This is a genomic window from Nitrospirales bacterium (genome assembly GCA_031315865.1).
Lineage (GTDB): Bacteria > Nitrospirota > Nitrospiria > Nitrospirales > UBA8639 > JAGQKC01.
The window spans coordinates 255055-272592 of sequence record JALDRJ010000002.1; the positions used below are offsets into that span (position 1 = coordinate 255055).

20 protein-coding genes are annotated in these 17538 nt (G+C 50.7%); 13 read left to right on the forward strand and 7 right to left on the reverse strand.

Annotated features, from left to right (window positions below; genetic code table 11):
* Positions 1-276: 276 nt before the first annotated feature.
* The 3 genes from MRJ96_01155 (at position 277) to MRJ96_01165 (ending at position 2116) form a co-directional block, all read left to right on the forward strand.
* Positions 277-1128, forward strand: a complete 852-nt coding sequence (locus MRJ96_01155; protein MDR4500050.1) for a TIGR00730 family Rossman fold protein — start codon at positions 277-279, stop codon at positions 1126-1128.
* A gap of 157 nt (positions 1129-1285) precedes the next feature.
* Positions 1286-1747 carry a hypothetical protein gene (locus MRJ96_01160; GenBank protein ID MDR4500051.1) on the forward strand — a complete coding sequence of 154 codons (462 nt, stop codon included), beginning with the start codon at positions 1286-1288 and terminating at the stop codon, positions 1745-1747.
* 126 nt (positions 1748-1873) lie between these two features.
* Positions 1874-2116: a gas vesicle protein GvpG gene (locus MRJ96_01165; GenBank protein ID MDR4500052.1), complete on the forward strand. Its 243-nt coding sequence runs from the start codon at positions 1874-1876 to the stop codon at positions 2114-2116.
* A gap of 130 nt (positions 2117-2246) precedes the next feature.
* On the opposite strand, the gene MRJ96_01170 is transcribed toward MRJ96_01165, so the two are convergent.
* A complete protein-coding gene (locus tag MRJ96_01170) occupies positions 2247-3368 on the reverse strand; it encodes an alpha/beta hydrolase (GenBank protein ID MDR4500053.1) in 1122 nt (373 codons plus the stop codon).
* Positions 3369-3716: 348 nt separating this feature from the next.
* Between MRJ96_01170 and MRJ96_01175 the strand changes: the two genes are divergently transcribed.
* Complete coding sequence (locus MRJ96_01175; protein MDR4500054.1) at positions 3717-4544, forward strand: formylglycine-generating enzyme family protein; 828 nt, start codon at positions 3717-3719, stop codon at positions 4542-4544.
* 88 nt (positions 4545-4632) lie between these two features.
* On the opposite strand, the gene MRJ96_01180 is transcribed toward MRJ96_01175, so the two are convergent.
* Together MRJ96_01180 and MRJ96_01185 are read right to left on the reverse strand one after the other, a co-directional pair.
* Positions 4633-5262 (reverse strand): class I SAM-dependent methyltransferase, encoded by a 630-nt coding sequence (locus tag MRJ96_01180; GenBank protein MDR4500055.1) that lies wholly within the window; start codon positions 5260-5262, stop codon positions 4633-4635.
* Between the two features lie 92 nt (positions 5263-5354).
* Positions 5355-5498, reverse strand: coding sequence for a hypothetical protein (locus MRJ96_01185; GenBank protein MDR4500056.1), 144 nt, complete (start codon positions 5496-5498; stop codon positions 5355-5357).
* A 33-nt stretch (positions 5499-5531) separates the two neighbouring features.
* Here MRJ96_01185 and MRJ96_01190 point away from each other — a divergent pair, with 33 nt between their 5' ends.
* Positions 5532-6683: a hypothetical protein gene (locus MRJ96_01190; GenBank protein ID MDR4500057.1), complete on the forward strand. Its 1152-nt coding sequence runs from the start codon at positions 5532-5534 to the stop codon at positions 6681-6683.
* Positions 6684-6693: 10 nt separating this feature from the next.
* Here the strand turns inward: MRJ96_01190 and MRJ96_01195 are convergent, their stop codons facing one another.
* On the reverse strand, positions 6694-7059 hold the full coding sequence (locus MRJ96_01195; protein ID MDR4500058.1) for a VOC family protein: 366 nt from the start codon (positions 7057-7059) through the stop codon (positions 6694-6696).
* A 59-nt stretch (positions 7060-7118) separates the two neighbouring features.
* Positions 7119-7772, reverse strand: coding sequence for a monofunctional biosynthetic peptidoglycan transglycosylase (mtgA, locus tag MRJ96_01200; GenBank protein MDR4500059.1), 654 nt, complete (start codon positions 7770-7772; stop codon positions 7119-7121).
* A 306-nt stretch (positions 7773-8078) separates the two neighbouring features.
* Here mtgA and MRJ96_01205 point away from each other — a divergent pair, with 306 nt between their 5' ends.
* From MRJ96_01205 to MRJ96_01235, 7 genes are all read left to right on the forward strand, one after another.
* The gene (locus MRJ96_01205) at positions 8079-9197 is read left to right on the forward strand and encodes a hypothetical protein (protein ID MDR4500060.1); all 1119 of its coding nucleotides are present in this window, start codon (positions 8079-8081) and stop codon (positions 9195-9197) included.
* Positions 9198-9201: 4 nt separating this feature from the next.
* Positions 9202-10587 (forward strand): DNA recombination protein RmuC, encoded by a 1386-nt coding sequence (gene rmuC, locus MRJ96_01210; protein ID MDR4500061.1) that lies wholly within the window; start codon positions 9202-9204, stop codon positions 10585-10587.
* Positions 10588-10719: 132 nt separating this feature from the next.
* On the forward strand, positions 10720-11721 hold the full coding sequence (locus tag MRJ96_01215) for a zinc-dependent alcohol dehydrogenase family protein (protein MDR4500062.1): 1002 nt from the start codon (positions 10720-10722) through the stop codon (positions 11719-11721).
* 146 nt (positions 11722-11867) lie between these two features.
* Positions 11868-12356 carry a hypothetical protein gene (locus MRJ96_01220; GenBank protein MDR4500063.1) on the forward strand — a complete coding sequence of 163 codons (489 nt, stop codon included), beginning with the start codon at positions 11868-11870 and terminating at the stop codon, positions 12354-12356.
* Positions 12357-12663: 307 nt separating this feature from the next.
* The gene (locus MRJ96_01225) at positions 12664-12972 is read left to right on the forward strand and encodes a phage terminase large subunit family protein (protein ID MDR4500064.1); all 309 of its coding nucleotides are present in this window, start codon (positions 12664-12666) and stop codon (positions 12970-12972) included.
* Between the two features lie 23 nt (positions 12973-12995).
* Positions 12996-13367: a response regulator gene (locus tag MRJ96_01230; GenBank protein ID MDR4500065.1), complete on the forward strand. Its 372-nt coding sequence runs from the start codon at positions 12996-12998 to the stop codon at positions 13365-13367.
* Between the two features lie 248 nt (positions 13368-13615).
* On the forward strand, positions 13616-14074 hold the full coding sequence (locus tag MRJ96_01235) for a PDZ domain-containing protein (GenBank protein MDR4500066.1): 459 nt from the start codon (positions 13616-13618) through the stop codon (positions 14072-14074).
* A 246-nt stretch (positions 14075-14320) separates the two neighbouring features.
* Here the strand turns inward: MRJ96_01235 and MRJ96_01240 are convergent, their stop codons facing one another.
* The gene (locus MRJ96_01240; GenBank protein MDR4500067.1) at positions 14321-14716 is read right to left on the reverse strand and encodes a hypothetical protein; all 396 of its coding nucleotides are present in this window, start codon (positions 14714-14716) and stop codon (positions 14321-14323) included.
* A 58-nt stretch (positions 14717-14774) separates the two neighbouring features.
* Here MRJ96_01240 and MRJ96_01245 point away from each other — a divergent pair, with 58 nt between their 5' ends.
* Positions 14775-15719 carry a metallophosphoesterase gene (locus MRJ96_01245; protein MDR4500068.1) on the forward strand — a complete coding sequence of 315 codons (945 nt, stop codon included), beginning with the start codon at positions 14775-14777 and terminating at the stop codon, positions 15717-15719.
* Between the two features lie 72 nt (positions 15720-15791).
* On the opposite strand, the gene MRJ96_01250 is transcribed toward MRJ96_01245, so the two are convergent.
* A complete protein-coding gene (locus tag MRJ96_01250; GenBank protein MDR4500069.1) occupies positions 15792-17528 on the reverse strand; it encodes a TIGR03545 family protein in 1737 nt (578 codons plus the stop codon).
* Positions 17529-17538 lie beyond the last annotated feature (10 nt).

The following is a 17538-nucleotide window of genomic DNA, read 5'->3' on the forward strand; positions in this document are numbered from 1 at the left end:
GTGTCAGCGTAATCAATAGGTTGCACTCGTTCCTGGCAAAAGTCAAGCAAGGTCGTAGTGCGTAGAGGAAATCCCCAGACAAATCATCTTCCCGAAATCTTCAATGCTGTTGAGCCTGCACCTGTCACCCTTACATTTTGACGAACACTGTCGTCGATCCCCAATTTCCCATCAGCCTCTATCGTCGACAGACTGAATTCTGTTAGAAAAGACGAGTGTGACACATCGTTCATGGATAATGTCTAGACAATAGAACATTGAACATTCAGGCCGTCAATGGAGCACGAGAAAGACCATCGCCCTCATCTGTCTCCTCCGAATGAATGGCCGGCCTATCGCAGACCGGATCAAGATATCGAATTTCTCACCAGGGATGAATTACGCGCAGTACGACTTCAACTGGATTGGTTAAAGCCGGAGCTCCTTCAGCAGGAAGAACACATCGCCTCAACCATCGTCGTCTTCGGCAGCGCCCGTCTACCAGAACCTCAAGCCGCTCAAGCTCAACTCACTGCGGCCAAGTCAGCCCATGAAACACAGGCGAATGAACACACCAGACGCCGACTCATCATCGCTCAAAATCAAATGCATCTCTCACGGTACTATGATGAAGCCCGAGAGTTTAGCCGCCTGGTCTCATCCACCTGCCAAATCCAAGGACAATGCGAATATGTCGTCGTCACGGGCGGGGGGCCAGGAATCATGGAAGCGGGAAACCGCGGAGCCTTTGATGTGGGTGCCAAGTCCGTAGGGTTGAATATCGCGCTTCCACATGAGCAACACCCCAATCCCTATATTACCCCCTCGCTCTGCTTTCAGTTTCACTACTTTGCCATTCGAAAAATGCATTTTCTGAATCGTGCAAAAGCCCTCGTCGCCTTCCCGGGCGGGTTTGGCACACTGGATGAGCTCTTCGAGACCTTGACCCTGCTTCAGACCAACGTCATCTCAGGGGTCAGTATTATTCTCATGGGGCAAGAGTTTTGGGAGAAACTGATCAACTGGCCGATGTTCGTCGACTCCGGGCTCATTAGCCCCCAGGATCTTGAATTGTTTCATTACGCCGAGTCCGCTCAAGAGGCCTGGGATACGATTCTCCGTGACCACCCTGAAAGGCCCGTGCCGTGAAAATGTCAGTTCTCGGAGGCGCACGTCATGTATGTAGGAACTTTTTCACTGTAGGAATCTCCCGACGCTTGTCGTATGGTCCGAACGAGTGATAGGCTTTCAGTGAAATGTCACGCAGGATTGACCTGGCGGCATACCTCCTTGGATGACCCCAACTATGCGACCGAGATCAAAACACCGGTCATTAGCCTACCCACCCCGCTGGCGTATGGGACTTCTTGTCTTCGCCGCATGCTATGCAGCTCTCTCGACAAATGCGCTCTCCAAGGGATTCCAATCACCAGAGGAATGTCTGGCCTATGACGGCGATGCACACCTGAACTGTGTGTACGCCTACATCGAAGTTCAACGCGATACGATCATGAAACTCGAATCACAGCTGCACAAAGAACAGCAAACTTCAGGGAAACTCCGGAATACTGTAGATCGTCAACTTTCCATACATGAGAGGCTTGAGCGACAGATCGCCAAACATGAAAGAAACGTGGACACCTATCGTTATCCACCAATCGGCCTGTATTCAGGATTTCCTTATGGATTTGGACAATACCCTTATCACCGAAGATTTTTCGGTCCACGATTCGGTTTCCACATTGGGCCGTACAGCCCGATATGGTGACGGAAGCCCGAACGAATCTATGAGACGATCACCTCGTGCCTAAGCAACAGACTGGCCCACACGGTTATCATACACTTACCCCCTCTTTTTCATACATTCATCAATTCATATTCAAGGAGGTTGACTATGCGTGAGTTCACATGCTGCTCTGTTGGATTGCTCCTGCTCGCCTTGTCTGGTTGCTCGAGCCCAGGGGGAAGTGCCGCGTTAGGTGTACTCGGGGGAGCGGCTGTCGGCGCGGGCGGGTATGAGTACAATCTGAAAACCCAAAAAGACCGGATCGACCAAGATCTCAAGGATGGCAAAATCGATCAGAAAGAGTACGATATCCGTAAAGACCAGATCGAGAGAGATTCACTCATACAATAACGTTTTCAACACGTACCCTCTCTTGTGTTCCTCTGAACATTCGTGACGAAATTGACTGGAACACTCAAGTTTCTCCCGGAGGCCTGGAGTCCTTCTCTCGAGAAGGACTCCAGGATCGCTCTTCATCACATCAGTCAGGAAGACTTTCCAGCCATCGTTTGACTTGTTTCCAGCCTTTTCGATTCTTTTCGTGTAAATTAAACGCATGCCCGATGTTGGGCAGAGTATGCACTTGTACGGTTCTCGCGTTTGGATAAAAACTGGCCTCTTGACCAGCAAGTCGTGCGGGCGCGATCACATCAAATTCACCCAACTGAATGAACACCGGAACCCGTATCCTATTCGACCCGGAGAACGCCTTGATAAATTTCACATCGTCAGCCGTGCCTCGAGCCATCGCTTCGAGTAACGGAAGGCCTTGGGCAAAAATGCCCCGTGGCGTTTGGTCAGCAAGATAGCGTTGATCAAACTCCACGACATCCGGATCAGCCTTCGGTAAAAAATAGAACAAGTCTTCTCGAATCTGAGATGGGATTCGGACGTAGGGATTCTGGAAGATGGCCTCGATAAGGTCCGGCGACAGGACTACATGCGGTGCGAAGGCCCAGGCGGTCACGATCAAGGCATCCGCCACATGAGGAAATGTTCCCAATGTCGCCACACTCAGAATGGATCCCAGAGAGTGACCGGTCAGGATCACTTTTCCAAAGGCGTGATGCATGGGATTCTGTCCTGACTTCAGACTCTCAAGGACCTGGGCGATCGTCAACGATGACTCATCAAGAGTCAGCCTATCTCCACCAGGCACATCAGACTGACCGCTCCCGAGCAAATCGAGGCCTAAGACCACAAAATCATTTTCGGCCATATACCGCGCATACGAATACAACCGACCGTTTATACGTTCCACATCCCAATATCGATGGTTATACGTCATGCCATGAACCAGGGTTTGTACAGGCTTGTCTCCTACGTTCAACTCAAAGAGACAGGGTCCAACCTGTTGAGGTTCCGTCAAAGACAGACAGGCAGACACATGCTCAACGTGAAAATAGAAAAACCCGGCCATCAGAAATTCCTCGCCATCTGACAAATGCACCGGAAACTTCACTTCTTGTTTCAACACATTTCCCTGTAAGGCTAAGATCTTCTCTGGAGTCAGCTTTTCTAAACCTTGCGCAAAGACCTCCGGACCAGACACCAGGCTGCACGCCACTAAGAGCCCAACCATCACACGTAATTGATACGCCATTCGCAACGTCCTCCCATCATTAAAAATGTACCTATGAATATTATGAACAAGGGGATTCATTTAGAGAGGGGCAATATCTCGATCGCAAGTATGCAGGAAATTCCTTCCACTCACAACCACATCCCTTTCAGCCTCAAGACAAGACTACGTTCAGTCATGTATAGTGAAGAAAGTGACATGTCGATCGCAGAAACAGTTCCAACGATATCCCTCTCGCTTGACGACCAACCCGCATGAGTTCAACACGCCTCAATGTATGCACTGACATCTAAGTTTGCCGCTCTCTTTCTTGACATTTTCAAGAAAAGTCGATGGAACATTCCGTCTTTCGTTGTGATTGGAATACTCGTGACCACTACATCAGCCATGTCGACAGCTCAGATCCCTCCGGAGTTGACTCCGCACTTACGTCACATCGCGAGCCTTGCTCAGACTTCGCCGGTCGTGAGAATTCCGGCTGGGTGGTTTCTCATGGGTACCGACAGGCGTGATGCCGACGCGTTCAACGTTGATACGCAATACGACGACACAGAGTTTCCTCAACGCAGGATCTGGCTTGACGAATTTGAGATTGATCAATATGAAGTCACTCTCGGCGAGTTTTTGGCGTTCTTATACCGGGAAAACCGGACTATTTCTCGGGAATTACAAGAATTGATCTGGCACCTGATTGATGTCCACTTCATCCCGGATCAAGTTTTAGCTCCGTGGCCAGCGCTCTATGTCACGTGGGAAGAAGCCGATGCCTTTTGCCAGTCACAAGGTAAACACCTTCCCACAGAAGCACAGTGGGAAAAAACGGCTCGTGGATTAACGGGACAAGTCTTCCCCTGGGGACGGGAACCTCCGAGCGACTCGGTTGTTGTCTTTGGAGCCTATCACGTCCACCAAATTCCTCTTGTCGCTACGATCGATAGTTACCCTGAAGGGCGCAGCCCTTTTCAGGCGTACCATATGGCAGGCAATGTAGCCGAATGGGTACAAGATTGGTTTGGATCAGACTATTACCCAACGATGCCGGAGCGAAACCCCACAGGCCCCAAGAATGGACGCTACAAGAGTGTGCGAGGTGGGTCGTGGAAGAGTAAACCCATCATGTTGCGAACAGCGACTCGCGGAGGCGCATTTCCCAACCAACGAGAGGCCACGATCGGATTTCGATGCGCGCGCTCGTAGTCATAGGTCTTTACTCGTCACTGATATCTCCTGAACTCTTCTGATGTAACGAATGAACACGTAAAATGAACGGCAAAATTTGATTGCCTTAGCATGGACGTTTGGCCAAGAGATTGAGCCAAGCCCCCTTCCGTTCTTGATTTTCGACACGATCCAGAGAGATCACCTCCCATTTTTCGGCTTTGACCGTTTGACTCAACTCAGCCTTGAACCACTTGGCCAGATAGCGACCTGGAATCCATTGGTCTTCAAGCACTCCTGCCTGACGGCCATACATCACCGTGATAGCCAGCCAGCCTCCGGGTTTTGTAAGAGCCCATAGCTTTTTAAACACATCGCCAGCAGAGACCTTCGAGAGGTGAATCACCGAGGCCGCAGCCCAAATACCATCAAACGTCTGTGCCAGAAATGGCAGACGCCACATGTCTGCTTGAACGAGTGGTAAACGAGGATCCCGCTTGTTCGCCGCTTGCAAGAACGACCAGGTGAGATCGACTCCATAGACGGAAAATCCTTGCCGGCGTAGATAACGAGCGTCTTGCCCCGCTCCGCATCCGAGGTCTAAGAGAACGCCATCCTTGGACAAATGGCTCATCCATACCTTCATGTGAGGAGGAATCTTGTATGTTCCGGTATTCCACTGCCGAAGAAAGCGCGATTGATGCTGTTCGTAAGCCTCAATAGTCCGGCGAGTGAAAGCTGATCGAGTCGTTATCATGTCGATGAATCCTGCGGCCGGAAAGTGCCGTCAAGAAAGGAACGGATAGAGGATAAATGCCTACTCGCCATGTCACTACAACTTGCTTATTATCACAGGCATTCGTCATGATGAGCAAACCATCGCCCCTTGGCGGTATGCGCACGATATTTGTTAGACTCGTGCGGACACAGACCGGCCCAGGTCTTCGGACATTCAACAAACTGGCGGCGGCGAGTATCCATAAGGATTTTCATTCATGATCTCCTCCACATTTTGACATTATGCGTATGTTGAATCGTTTCCTCACGCTCCTGGCCATCGTGGCATTCGGCATCGGAAATCCTTCGGAGTCTTTTGGCCACGATGGACATGCTAAGGCTTCAGACCACATCACGACATCGATCGGTCATGAAATTTCAGGCGCAGGCTTCAAGGTCTACTTAGGGGAAGGGAAAGGCGCGGCGGAAGGAATGGAACTCGATCCTTCGGTCTCAGAAAACGCCGTTCAAACAGTCGTCGAGGCGTTCAGCGTGATGACTCTCCAGCGAACTCAATATCCCAGGTATGATCAGGCTTTGAGAAAAGGGGTTCTGGACAAGGTCGTGATTGAGCCGAAAGTTTTCAATCGTTTTGTCAAGGAATTTCTCTTCCTCGTGGCAAGAACCACACAGCCGAAACAGGTTATTCTCCTCGTCAATGCCTCAATGCTCAAACAAGAACAGTATCTCAATCATCCCCAAAAACTGATCCCGCGTCTTGAGCGAGAATTTCAGTGGGTGCTGAGTAAAGCCGACACTCAGCCCAAGCCCCGAAAGGTTCTCATCGAACGAGACCTTCAGGACGCGCCCATCAAATCCGTCAAAGAAATCAAACACATGTCTGGAGAGGAACGAAACCAGACGCTTCAAGCTCTTTTTGAAACATATCTCGTCACAGTCGATGATTATCAAAGCTTACTCGACCAACCCTATTACGACGTGGGCACGACTACCCTGCTCAAGCCGGCACATCCCGATTCCACCATCAAGCTGTATGATATTCGGGTACGGGAAGCGCTGCAACGACTCATCCAAGCCCCGTATTTTGTTGAACACACGCCAAAGGCTGTCAGGAATCTCTTAAATGGACGAATCTGGTGTGTGGCATTCGTGAAGATCGACAAACGAGATTGGGCCACTCGGACGCGCGTCGCGCCCAAGGAAAAATCCGTGATCGTCGGACCCCAAAAGCAATCCGTTCAACCGGCGAAAATATTGATCAATTATCACCGCAAAGCCGAACCGGAAGACCCGTTTTACGCTGAAACACAAGGCCTTCCGATGGGCGCCCTTTCGGCCGACCAACTTGCCCGCGTCATCGCTCTAGAAATCGAGAAGAACATCACCGACAAATCCATGCGGGGTCATGTCGCCCAGGATGAACAATCCGCACCTGAGTGAAGCACGGCGGTTATGATTTTCGTTTATGAATGATGAGGCTGTTGCCGTCGGGATCAGCGATGACAGCCATGTGACAGACGGGCGTTTCGAATGGCTCGATGAGCATTGTGGTCCCGTTCGCTCGTAACTCTTGCATCGTCTGACCAAAGTCCTCCATCTCCAAAGCCGCCGACGGACCGTTAGCCGACGGCGTCCACTCCTGAGCCATATTGGTGATCGCCAGGACACTCGATCCAATTTGATATTCGACCCAACCTTGCTCGTCTGTCCCATTGACCCAAGATGGGGATAGCCCTAAAACTTCCTCATAAAACTTTCTCGCTCGTGGAAGATTCGTGATAGGATAACCCGTGAATGCAATTTCCGTTACTTTCATAACGCACTCCTTTCAGCAGAAAACCTGCACATTGCCGATCAAGACTGTCATTGCGATTATTACCTTCCTCTTGCCGCCATTCTTCGCAGCACCAGCCGTTTTTTTTCAATCACATACTTGCTGTTCGAATCTGGTCGATAGCGAAGCGGGTTGGGAAGTACGGCAGCGAGCCTAGCGGCCTGGTCACGGGTCAGCCCCTTGACCGATGTGCCAAAATACTTGCGGGACGCCGCTTCAATCCCGAAAACGCCTCTTCCCCATTCGATGATATTGAGATAGATCTCCAATATTCGCTGTTTACTGAGGGAGGACTCCAACAGGAATGTAATGATCAATTCTTTGAACTTTCGCATCGGTGTTTTGGCCGACGAAAGATACAGGTTTTTGGCAACCTGCTGGGTAATGGTACTCGCTCCCCTTACGATTCGCTGGCGCTTCACGTTCACCTTAACTGACTCCCAAACCTCATGCCAATCGACGCCGGAATGGGAATAAAACGTGCCATCTTCAGATACGACGATGGCTTGACGTACATGTTTTGGCACTCGGGAGAGAGGCACCCAATGTTGCTCGATCCTGAGTGGTTGACCGTCAGACCGCGCTTCATCGAGTCGTTGCTGCATCATCGCTGTTCTCACAGGAGTTTGAGCCTTCAATCGTACGATGCTAAAAAAAGGAATCGTGAAGAGTTCAGCGAGGAGATAAAGAAGCATGAACAACAAACATGCTTTGAATTTGTGCGCCTGAAACCAACCAATCAGCGACCTTTTGAAGGTATTCTTACGTGGGGAGGTTGTCGAATACAAAGGACGTGGCATCAATGACCGATGAGCGTAGCCGTAAAATCCTTGTCTTATTCAACTGAATATCGGACAATAGGGATCATAATCTATATTGTGTGAACTCTCCAGCGGGGGCCGGAAGAAGAAAGGAAAGCACCGCACTTACAGTATCGCCGTCCCTCAGGGCAGGCCCCTTCGCACGGCGCTGCCCGTCGTCTATCTCCCCTATCCCTGAGCATGTCAACGCAACACGATATCCAGATCGAGAGAGGAACCGCCTTCGCGATTTTCTCCTATGACATCGGAACGGCCATCAACTTGGACAAGGCCGACCTGCGAATCACGGCGACCAAGACACGTGGGCGATTGAAACGAAAACGCCCCACCCCTCAATACTTCGACTACCGTCCGCCTCCACTACGCATCAGTCAAGAGGTCGATTCATTAGCCATCGACAACTACTCGACTCGTTCCATCGTCGATGTCGTGCTATATGACTTTGGTGCCGTCTCCGTCATCTACGCCTTACCTATTCACGGGTCGTTTACGGCTTTGTTGCCACTCAGCGAAGCTTTGCATGAAAATGCCGTCCTGCTTCACAAATCACGGGAACGTGTCGACCAGTTGCTCACCACGATTCAAGATGCGGTGGAAAAACCGAACGTGGCAGAGTTCATGGAAGATTATTCGATTTTCCATGTAGAGGCCGCACAACCGGCCGTCACGGCTGCAGAAGTCTTATCAAACCTGAGCCAAAATATCGCCCAAATTCTCCGGTGTGAGAGAGAACCGCTATCGGACGAAGAAGTGCAAGACGCGACATCATGCCATATCGCGTTCGGTAAGACTGACATATCCTTCATCGACTGGAACGGGGCCTTCATCTATGGTGAGGAGATGGAGGACGTGTGTGCGGTGTTGGAATTCGCCAACGTCGAGTTACTCGAACGCCGGTACCTTGACGATCAACTCGATACGGCCCTGGACCAGGCGTATGAATCTCTCACAAAATTCCAGTGGAAGCATTTTCGTTGGCCAGGATCGTTTCATGCTGATTTACGGGGAATCGGGCAACTTCAAGTCGACAGTGCGATCTTGTTTGAACGTGTGACCAACGCCTTAAAGCTACTCGGCGATCAGTATCTTGCCCGCGTCTATCGACTCACCTCCCGCCGGTTCCATTTGCAAGAATGGGATCAGGGCATCCATCGAAAACTCGAAACGATTGAGAGCGTGTATGAGAAATTGGCCGATCAAACCGGGAATCGCCGCATGGAGGTCCTGGAATGGATCATCATTATCTTAATCGCCGTCTCGATCATTCTCCCCTTCATTCCCGGCTTCCCGGGGTATTAAATCGATGATCGAAACGATTTGGCTATGGCCACTCTTAAGTTTCCTCATCGGCGTTGGCCTGGCCTGGGGGATGACCAGTGCCCGCGCCAAGGCCTCGCGTGTCATCGCACTCAACGAGAAAGAACGGCAATGCGCCGCCGCGGAAGCCCGGATCGAGGAGCTGCGCCATCAGTTGACTTCTCTGCAAACGGAACAGACCGCGACCCTCCAACGATGGCGACAGTGCGAAGAAGAGCGAATCTCCGCAGAAACCAAATACCAAGAAGCCACCGACAGTCTGCAGGCACAGCACGGTCTTCTCGAAGAGGCCAAGACTACCTTATCCGATGCCTTTCGTTCCCTCGCCGCAGAAGCGCTGGCTGGGAATAACACAGGATTCTTGATATTGGCGGAGGAAAAATTTAAAGCCTTACGAGAAGAAAACGCTGTCGACCTTGATCGACGCCAGACTTCGATTGAAGCATTGGTGAAGCCGCTCACCCAGCTCTTGTCCACATATCAGGAGGAAACCAAAGAACTCGAGAGTAAGAGACTGCGGGAACTCAGCGCAGTCGGGGAACAATTACGTCAAGTCGCCATGGCCCACGTGACCTTACAATCCGAAACATCCAAGCTGGTCAATGCTCTCCGCTCTCCACACGTTAGAGGACGATGGGGAGAAATCGCGCTTCGAAAGACCGCGGAACTCGCTGGCATGTCACCTCACTGTGACTTTATCGAACAAGCAACGGTCACGACGACGGAAGGACGGTTACGCCCTGATATGGTCGTCAGACTTCCCTCCAAGCGAGAAGTCGTCGTCGATTCAAAGGTGCCATGTAGTGCGTTCCTGGAATCTCTCGAGTCTACGAACGATCACGAACGTCGTCGCGCCCTGGTCCGCCACGCCACGCACGTGAAGCAACATGTTCATCAACTCGCATCCAAGGAATACTGGGAGCAATTCAAAGCCGCTCCAGAATTCGTCGTCCTATTTATCCCCAACGATTCTTTCCTGGCCGCTGCGGCGGAACAGGACCCTTCGTTGATCGAATCGGCCCTGAGCAAAAATGTCGTCATCGCGACCCCCACGACCTTTATCGCCTTACTGAAAGCTATCGCATTCGGATGGAAGCAGGAACAGATCACAGAAGACGCTGAACGGATTAGTACCTTGGGGCAGGAACTTTCGGAACGGATGGGAGTCCTGATCGACCACTTCAGCAAAGTTGGAGGATCACTGGGCAAGGCCGTGGAATCATATAACGCCGCTGTCGCCTCTTTTGAAAGTCGCGTGCTCCCATCCGCCAGAAAATTCAACCAATTAGGGGCAGGTAGCAAAAAAGCCATTGATGAACTTCAGTCTATCGACCATGTTCCCCGCCGCCTGACGACGGTCAGAAAAAGCTAAAAGAGCCATGTTGCCCAGGCTTTGAACAACACGACTTCCATATGCATGACTCTCAAACGACATTCTGTCCCAAGCCGGAACGACAGTGACCATGTTCAGAAATGACAACCACAACCAGAGTCGTCAATCTCCATGAAAGCCATGGTCCTCACGCAACAGCAAGCGATCACGAACCACCCTCTTGCCTTAGCCGACCTTCCCGATCCTCATCCTGGGCCAGGACAGGTCCGGATAAAAGTTCATGTCTGTGGAGTCTGCCGGACGGACCTTCATATTGTCGAGGGTGACCTCCCGCCTTCAACTCGTCCGGTCATTCCGGGACATGAAACGATCGGCATCGTTGATCAGGTGGGACCAGGAGTCAAACGGATTAAAGAAGGTGATCGCGTAGGGATCGCATGGCTTCAAGACACCTGTCGACAATGTGAGTTTTGCCTGAGCGGTCGTGAAAATCTCTGCCGATACTCTGTGTTTAGCGGCTATCATGTACAAGGCGGCTATGCCGAATATGCGTTAGTCTCGGAACATTTCGCCTATCCTGTCCCACCGATCTTCAGCGACCAGGAAGCGGCGCCTTTATTGTGCGCGGGGATCATCGGGTATCGCGCCTTGCGGCGTAGTCATGTTCAACCAGGACAACGACTCGGGCTCTATGGATTCGGGGCTTCCGCACATATCACGATTCAAATCGCCCGGCATTGGGGATGCTCCGTATATGTCTGCTCATTCAGAAAAGAACACCGTGATCTTGCGAGACAATTAGGAGCCGTGTGGGTAGGCACCGCGTCAGAAGGTCCACCAGACAAATTGCATGGGGCTATCATGTTCGCACCGGCCGGAGAACTCGTTCCCCCAGCCCTTCAGGCGCTGGAAAAGGGAGGCACATTGGCCTTGGCCGGTATTCACATGAGTCCGATCCCACCACTCGATTATACCGGAGAGTTATTCGATGAGCGGACCCTTCAAAGCGTTACTTCGAACACCAAGCAGGACGGCATAGAACTCTTGAGCGAGGCCGCGACTATTCCCATTCGCACACACACAAAATGTTTTCCATTGGAGTCAGCGAATCAGGCGCTCCAAGAATTGAAGATGGGAACGATCCAAGGCGCTGGCGTCTTGACCCTCTCCTAAAACTTCACTATCGTACGCCATAATATTTTGGATTGCATTGTATAAATCTTCGGGTAAACTATGAACAAGATATATGCTATTCGTTAAGTAAGGAGGCGCATTGAATGGTTGGTTTGTTGAACGCTGTAGTCACAGGTCGTCAGAATATGATCCGAAAAATTTCCAACATCGTTGGCCTCTGTGTGTGCTCAATGTTCCTGACTCACAGCTTAGTGATCGCAGCCGAATCCTCGGCGAACACCACTGAGTCGACCCTGTCCGTTCCCTATAATGGGACTGTTCCCAAAGGTCCTCTGACGTTTCCGCTCTATAAAGGGAACGGGTTTCAATATTTCAGTGCAGGAGTCGGGTTGGAAGAACGTCAGCTGACCTATCCAACCTACCCGTTGAAAATGATATTAGTGCAAGGAGCTCGGGCCTTTCTCTCAAAGGTTTCCTTGACCATCAAACAACTTGATGGTCCACTCACGTTTGAGATTCCGGCTTCTCACGTTGAAGGACCATGGGTCTTCGTCAACATTCCAACTGGCACGTACCTGGTTACAGCAGAGGACTCTCAACAGCACACCATAGAGAAACAAGTCAGTGTCACTAAGGGCAAAACAACCGTGCTGTATCTTCGTTGGGCGAGTTGATTCTTCAGCCCAATGGCCATATTCGCCTCGACATACTAAACCCCAATGAGTCCACGACCCAAACCATCGTATAATTCCCGTCAGACTCTTTTTTGTCGGCGTTCTCTCTCCTCTCCAGTTGTGTTCCTCTATCCTGGTTTGAGCAATGCCTCTGACTCTGGCCCCACAACACACCTTATCCCCTAGCACCCCAGTTTCTCCTAGCGGTATTTCCCCTCACAGCACAATTAGAAATTTTTAATGTAGGTCTAATCTGAGATTCACTCCACATTGATACTGTGTGGCAAGAAAGGAGCGTTGCCGTATCATGATAAACGATATTCAATCTCTACCGGCAAACCACATCCCCTGCCCTCGATGTGAAGGACTGATGGTTCCGGAATCTTGCTTCAACCTGCATTATGACGCTGGCGAAATGGAAATTCTCACGTGGCGATGTCTGCAATGTGGAGAATTGATCGATCCCGTGATTCTTCAAAATCGGGAAAATCCTCATCTTGTCACCGGACAGAAAAAGCCACGACCCGTTCTTCCCAGCGCCCAAAGGACATCAAGGAAAAAACGGCCCTGCATTGCAAAGAGCCAGCATGGCGTGAAAGAAAACATCACACTCTAAACCACCACGATGAAGGTTGGAACATGACATACCGCATCCTAATTGTTGAAGATAATGCTGATATCCGATGGGTATTGTCCGACTTACTGGAATCGCACGGGTATCAGTGCGAAAAGGCTCCCAATGCGATCACGGCGTTAACGATGATTCAGGCGGAAAGATTTGACTTGATTCTGACTGACTACTACATGCCCAGGATGAACGGCATTGAATTTTTGAAACAACTTTCAACGCCCACTGAGCAAACAACGCCTCCGGTTATTATGATCACAGCCTGGCCAGAGCCTGATCTGGACAAGAAAGCCCGACAAGTTGGAGCGCGTGCTGTTCTACCAAAGCCCGTAAATGCTGACATCTTGCTCCTCACGATCGCACAGACCATTCAAGAGACATGAGTACAAGACCTCGGCCAATGTCGTCACACATAAACCATATAGGAGAGCGGGAAATACTTCTCCAGATGGCCGGGAGACCTTCCCATCATACCTTGGTTACCCACCACCATCACCTCGGACGAGTCTTTCCACCTCTCCTTTGTTCGAACGCGAATTTCGTCCGCTCGTTTCACTTTCAACGAGAAGACACAATAGGAAACGATACCATTCCACAACAACTTCGATACTCACCCATAAAGGTCGGCGCCATGACATTGAGTGACTCAAGAGTTCTGTTTTCTCTAATCGCAACCATGTTTCTCATCCTTCTCCTATTCTCGCCAAAAGCCCAAGCCACACAAGTTTCTCCAAGCTCTACGACGATGAGTCAAGATGAGGCCCAGCAACTGGGTGAGGAATTTGGTCTGATTGTCGGAGAAGTTGACGAAGAGCTTCGAGAGTATCTTGGCCTTCAGAAAGCCGAGGGTGTCGTCGTCTTTGAAGTCATCGGCGGAAAACCTGCCGACTTGGCAGGTATTAAAGCCAAATCAATCATCAAGGAAATTGACTCTCGAGAAATCAAAAACCTCCATGATTTTGGGACGGCGTTAAAACTCGCATTGGTCACACAAAATTTCAGCCTTGTGACCTATGAACCCGCGAAACACACCGATCAAGGTATCACAGGCGGCATTCAGTTTCATTTCGTCAGAAGCCCCAAAACCTAACACATCTCAACATTCTACTGGCCCGGACTATTCGCCCCCTCTTTCGGCATCCTTCACGACAGATTTCCTACTCGCGCAGGCTCCTGACGAGAAAGACTCATGCAACAAGAAAGATGGCGTCGCCATCGACGAAAGCCTCCACTCGTGATAAATTTGGTGAAGAAGATGTTCGAGCCGATCCTGCTCGGAGAATCATCAGCATGCGCACTGTGCCCATAACCGCGCAAGATAACCGTCAGACGAGGGTTATTCCGGCGTAGACGGATTATTCGAGTCGGTTGGATAGAGTTTCTGCAACCGATCAATAAGCGGTTGGGCTTCAGGGGTCGTGGTTTGCGTGGGGGCACTTGGAGGATGATCCCAGGTAAGCTGCGTGATATTGTACTCGTCAAACGTTCGGCGAATCACCGCCACCATCGCATCAAGCGTCACGTCATCGCCTTGACGTAAATCGATCAATCGCTCCTCTTTCTTGAGAGGAGGAGGCGTCTCATGCAGCAAAACCCAACAGCGATCGAACAGCGTTTCTCGCACATGACCGGGAATATTGAGTGTATCGAGGTCTGAGGTGGACAGGGCTAAAACCATCAGGATGAATTGCAGGTCGGGCAGGTCGGGATTTTGAACATCTAACGTTTGCATCTGTTTATGTTATCGTTCGGGCTTGAACATTGACAAGAGGTTCTCTCGACGAATCGTCATGGAATCCCAAGAACTCTCTCACATTTTTGATCGTATCGGAAAAACCCATGCGAGCAGACGACTTGAGCTTCAAACCATTCATTCAGCCATCCGATCAAGCCCCACCGGTCTGCACGTCAGTTTTGAAAATTTTGACCGCCTTGGACCTCTCCTGAAAGTCCTGCTGAAAATATCTGGTCTATGGTCCCGGGCGGTTGGTAACTCACTGGACTACGAAATCGCCGAAAATACGGTCCATCTCGCACGACTCCCAGAGTCGTTTCAAGGTTTTCGAATTCTCCACCTTTCAGACCTTCATCTTGAAGGAATCATGGACCAGGGCCAATCCCTTCAGCAAACGATCCGTCAGCTCGACTATGATCTATGCGTGATAACCGGAGACTTCCGGCTCTTAACCTACGGAGATCATGAACAGACGCTTCGTTGTCTATCTCCACTCGTCAAAAGTATTCAATGCCCACACGGCATCATCGGTATTCTCGGCAATCACGACTTTCTCGAAATGGTTCCCGGCCTGGAAAACCTGGGGATTCGCATGCTCCTCAATGAAGCCATGCCTGTTCAACGCCGGAATGAGAGTATCTGGATAGTGGGAGTCGATGACGCCCACTGGTATGAAGTCGCCGACCTTCCCAAAGCGCTGCATTCCGTCCCGCACAACGGGCAGGTAGTTCGAATTCTTCTCGCGCATTCGCCGGAACTTATTCTTGAAGCCGTCAACGCGGGGCTTGATTTATACCTGTGCGGTCACTCTCATGGGGGGCAAATTTGTTTACCGGGAGGGCATCCCATCATCGTCAATAGCCGGTGCGAGCGGACATTCAGCAGGGGGTCATGGGAGTATCACCAGATGCAAGGCTATACCTCGCGCGGAGTGGGCACATCACTCCTTCCCGTTCGGTTGTCTTGTCGTCCTGAAATCGTCATCCATACACTTGTGTAGAAGCGGCCGGACCTTCATCAAGATCCTGTCCGACTATATTTCCACAGAACATTCTCCAGACACACAAATTCCTCAAAATGGTAAGTTCAAACCGTCCGGCAGTAATTTTTTCGGCAGGATTTTCTTACCCACACCTTGTGACAACAGGTCTTTAAGCAACGCATCATTCTGCGCCAATCGATCGGTTAATTCTCCACCAATCTCCCCGAACCCTCCGAGTGTTTTTTTCAGATTTTCAATGGGTTTAGCGGTTTGCTCTGTGATGGCCGACTGAAGTTTCTGACTAAATTCTCTTGTCACGTTGTTGATCATCTTTCCCGCCGCGTCCCGGAGAATACCATCGACATCTGAATGGAGCTCGATATCGTAGTCATCAACGGTCCCCGTCACCTCTGCATTCATCTTGAGATGCGTGATGGCGGAAACGGCCTGGCTCATCGATGTGGTCAATGGATTAGAATCGCCTTGCGAGCCGGCTGAAAAGTCCAATTGACTCAGATTCCCCGAACCCTTTGCCGTAAGCGCGTGCCCTTGCAGTTGAACATTCACATTCACATCAGCCATGCCACTGACCAGTGAGACTGGCCATGAGTCATGTTCCGACAAGGCCATATTGTGCAACTTGAACCCTTTCGTCTGAAATTCAAATTGATCAGACGATTGATTCGGCTGGCGGTGATCAAGACGACCATCCAGACGGAGACTCTCGATACCCTTGAGGGCCTCTCCTTGAAACGTAAAGGTTAAGGGTTGTCCAAACACGGCCTGATTGGGGGTAATATTGTGAACGCTCCCGGAAAATTCTCCAGCCTCGATCATGGCGGAGACTTTGGCTACACGAATCAGGAAATCCACATCTTCTTCACCGGAAGATGATTCCTCGACAGCCTTGGAGTCTCCCTGTTCGAGATACGGGATGAATCGCTCGTACCAAGCCGCCCCTTGCCGAACCCAAGAGCCGAATGTCTCGCCAAAGAGTGCTTGACTGAGGTTCGACAAACCCTGCGGCGAGAGATGATATTTTTCTTTGAGCCGTTGCACATCACGCTGTGGAGCCGTCTTGATCTGCTCAAAACGGGATTTCAATGAAGCAATCGTTTCTTTCAATTCTCTTTGCGCTTCCTTCACTTCTGTAATGTCGCGTTCAATGTCTTTTTTCAGGGCTTGGATATCCTCAACACCGCCAAGAAGACCGTCGATCCCGCCTTTAGCCTCCTTTTTGAGCTGCTTTACACGTTGCTTATATTCCTTGAACTGAGCTTTTCCCGGCAACTCCTTCAATCGTTCGTTCCATTGTTCGCGTTCCCGCGCAACATCGACTTTGAGCGCGTCAATCAGCTTTACCGTCTCCAAGTTTTCATGTTCTAAAATTTGCTGAATGTCAGGAACGTCAAAAGCTGGCAACGTCATCAAAGACTGTTGGCTTGAATCCTTAGAAGGCTTCAGACCGGGAACCGCCCCGGAGTGCTGTCGTTCTGTCCCGAATCGAACCCCTTCAACTGACATCTCTTCAACAATGACCTGACGCCACAATAAAGGCAAAATGTCCATCGTCATGGCGATGCGGGAGACGTCCAGGGCATTGGACATGGGGTTTTCCGGATTGGTGACCTGCAGACGCGCCAGAGTCAATCCCGAAGGAAACAGAGTCAAGTCAGCGTGTTCGACTTCAACCAGCGCCCCGACCATTTCTGTTCCTTTCTCTTCAATCACGTTCTCGATGAGGCGATCAACGACGAAGACCCAGAACACCACGAAAACACCGATAATGATCAAGAGCGCTCCGAGCCCGAATTTGAAAAATTTCATGATAGCCCCG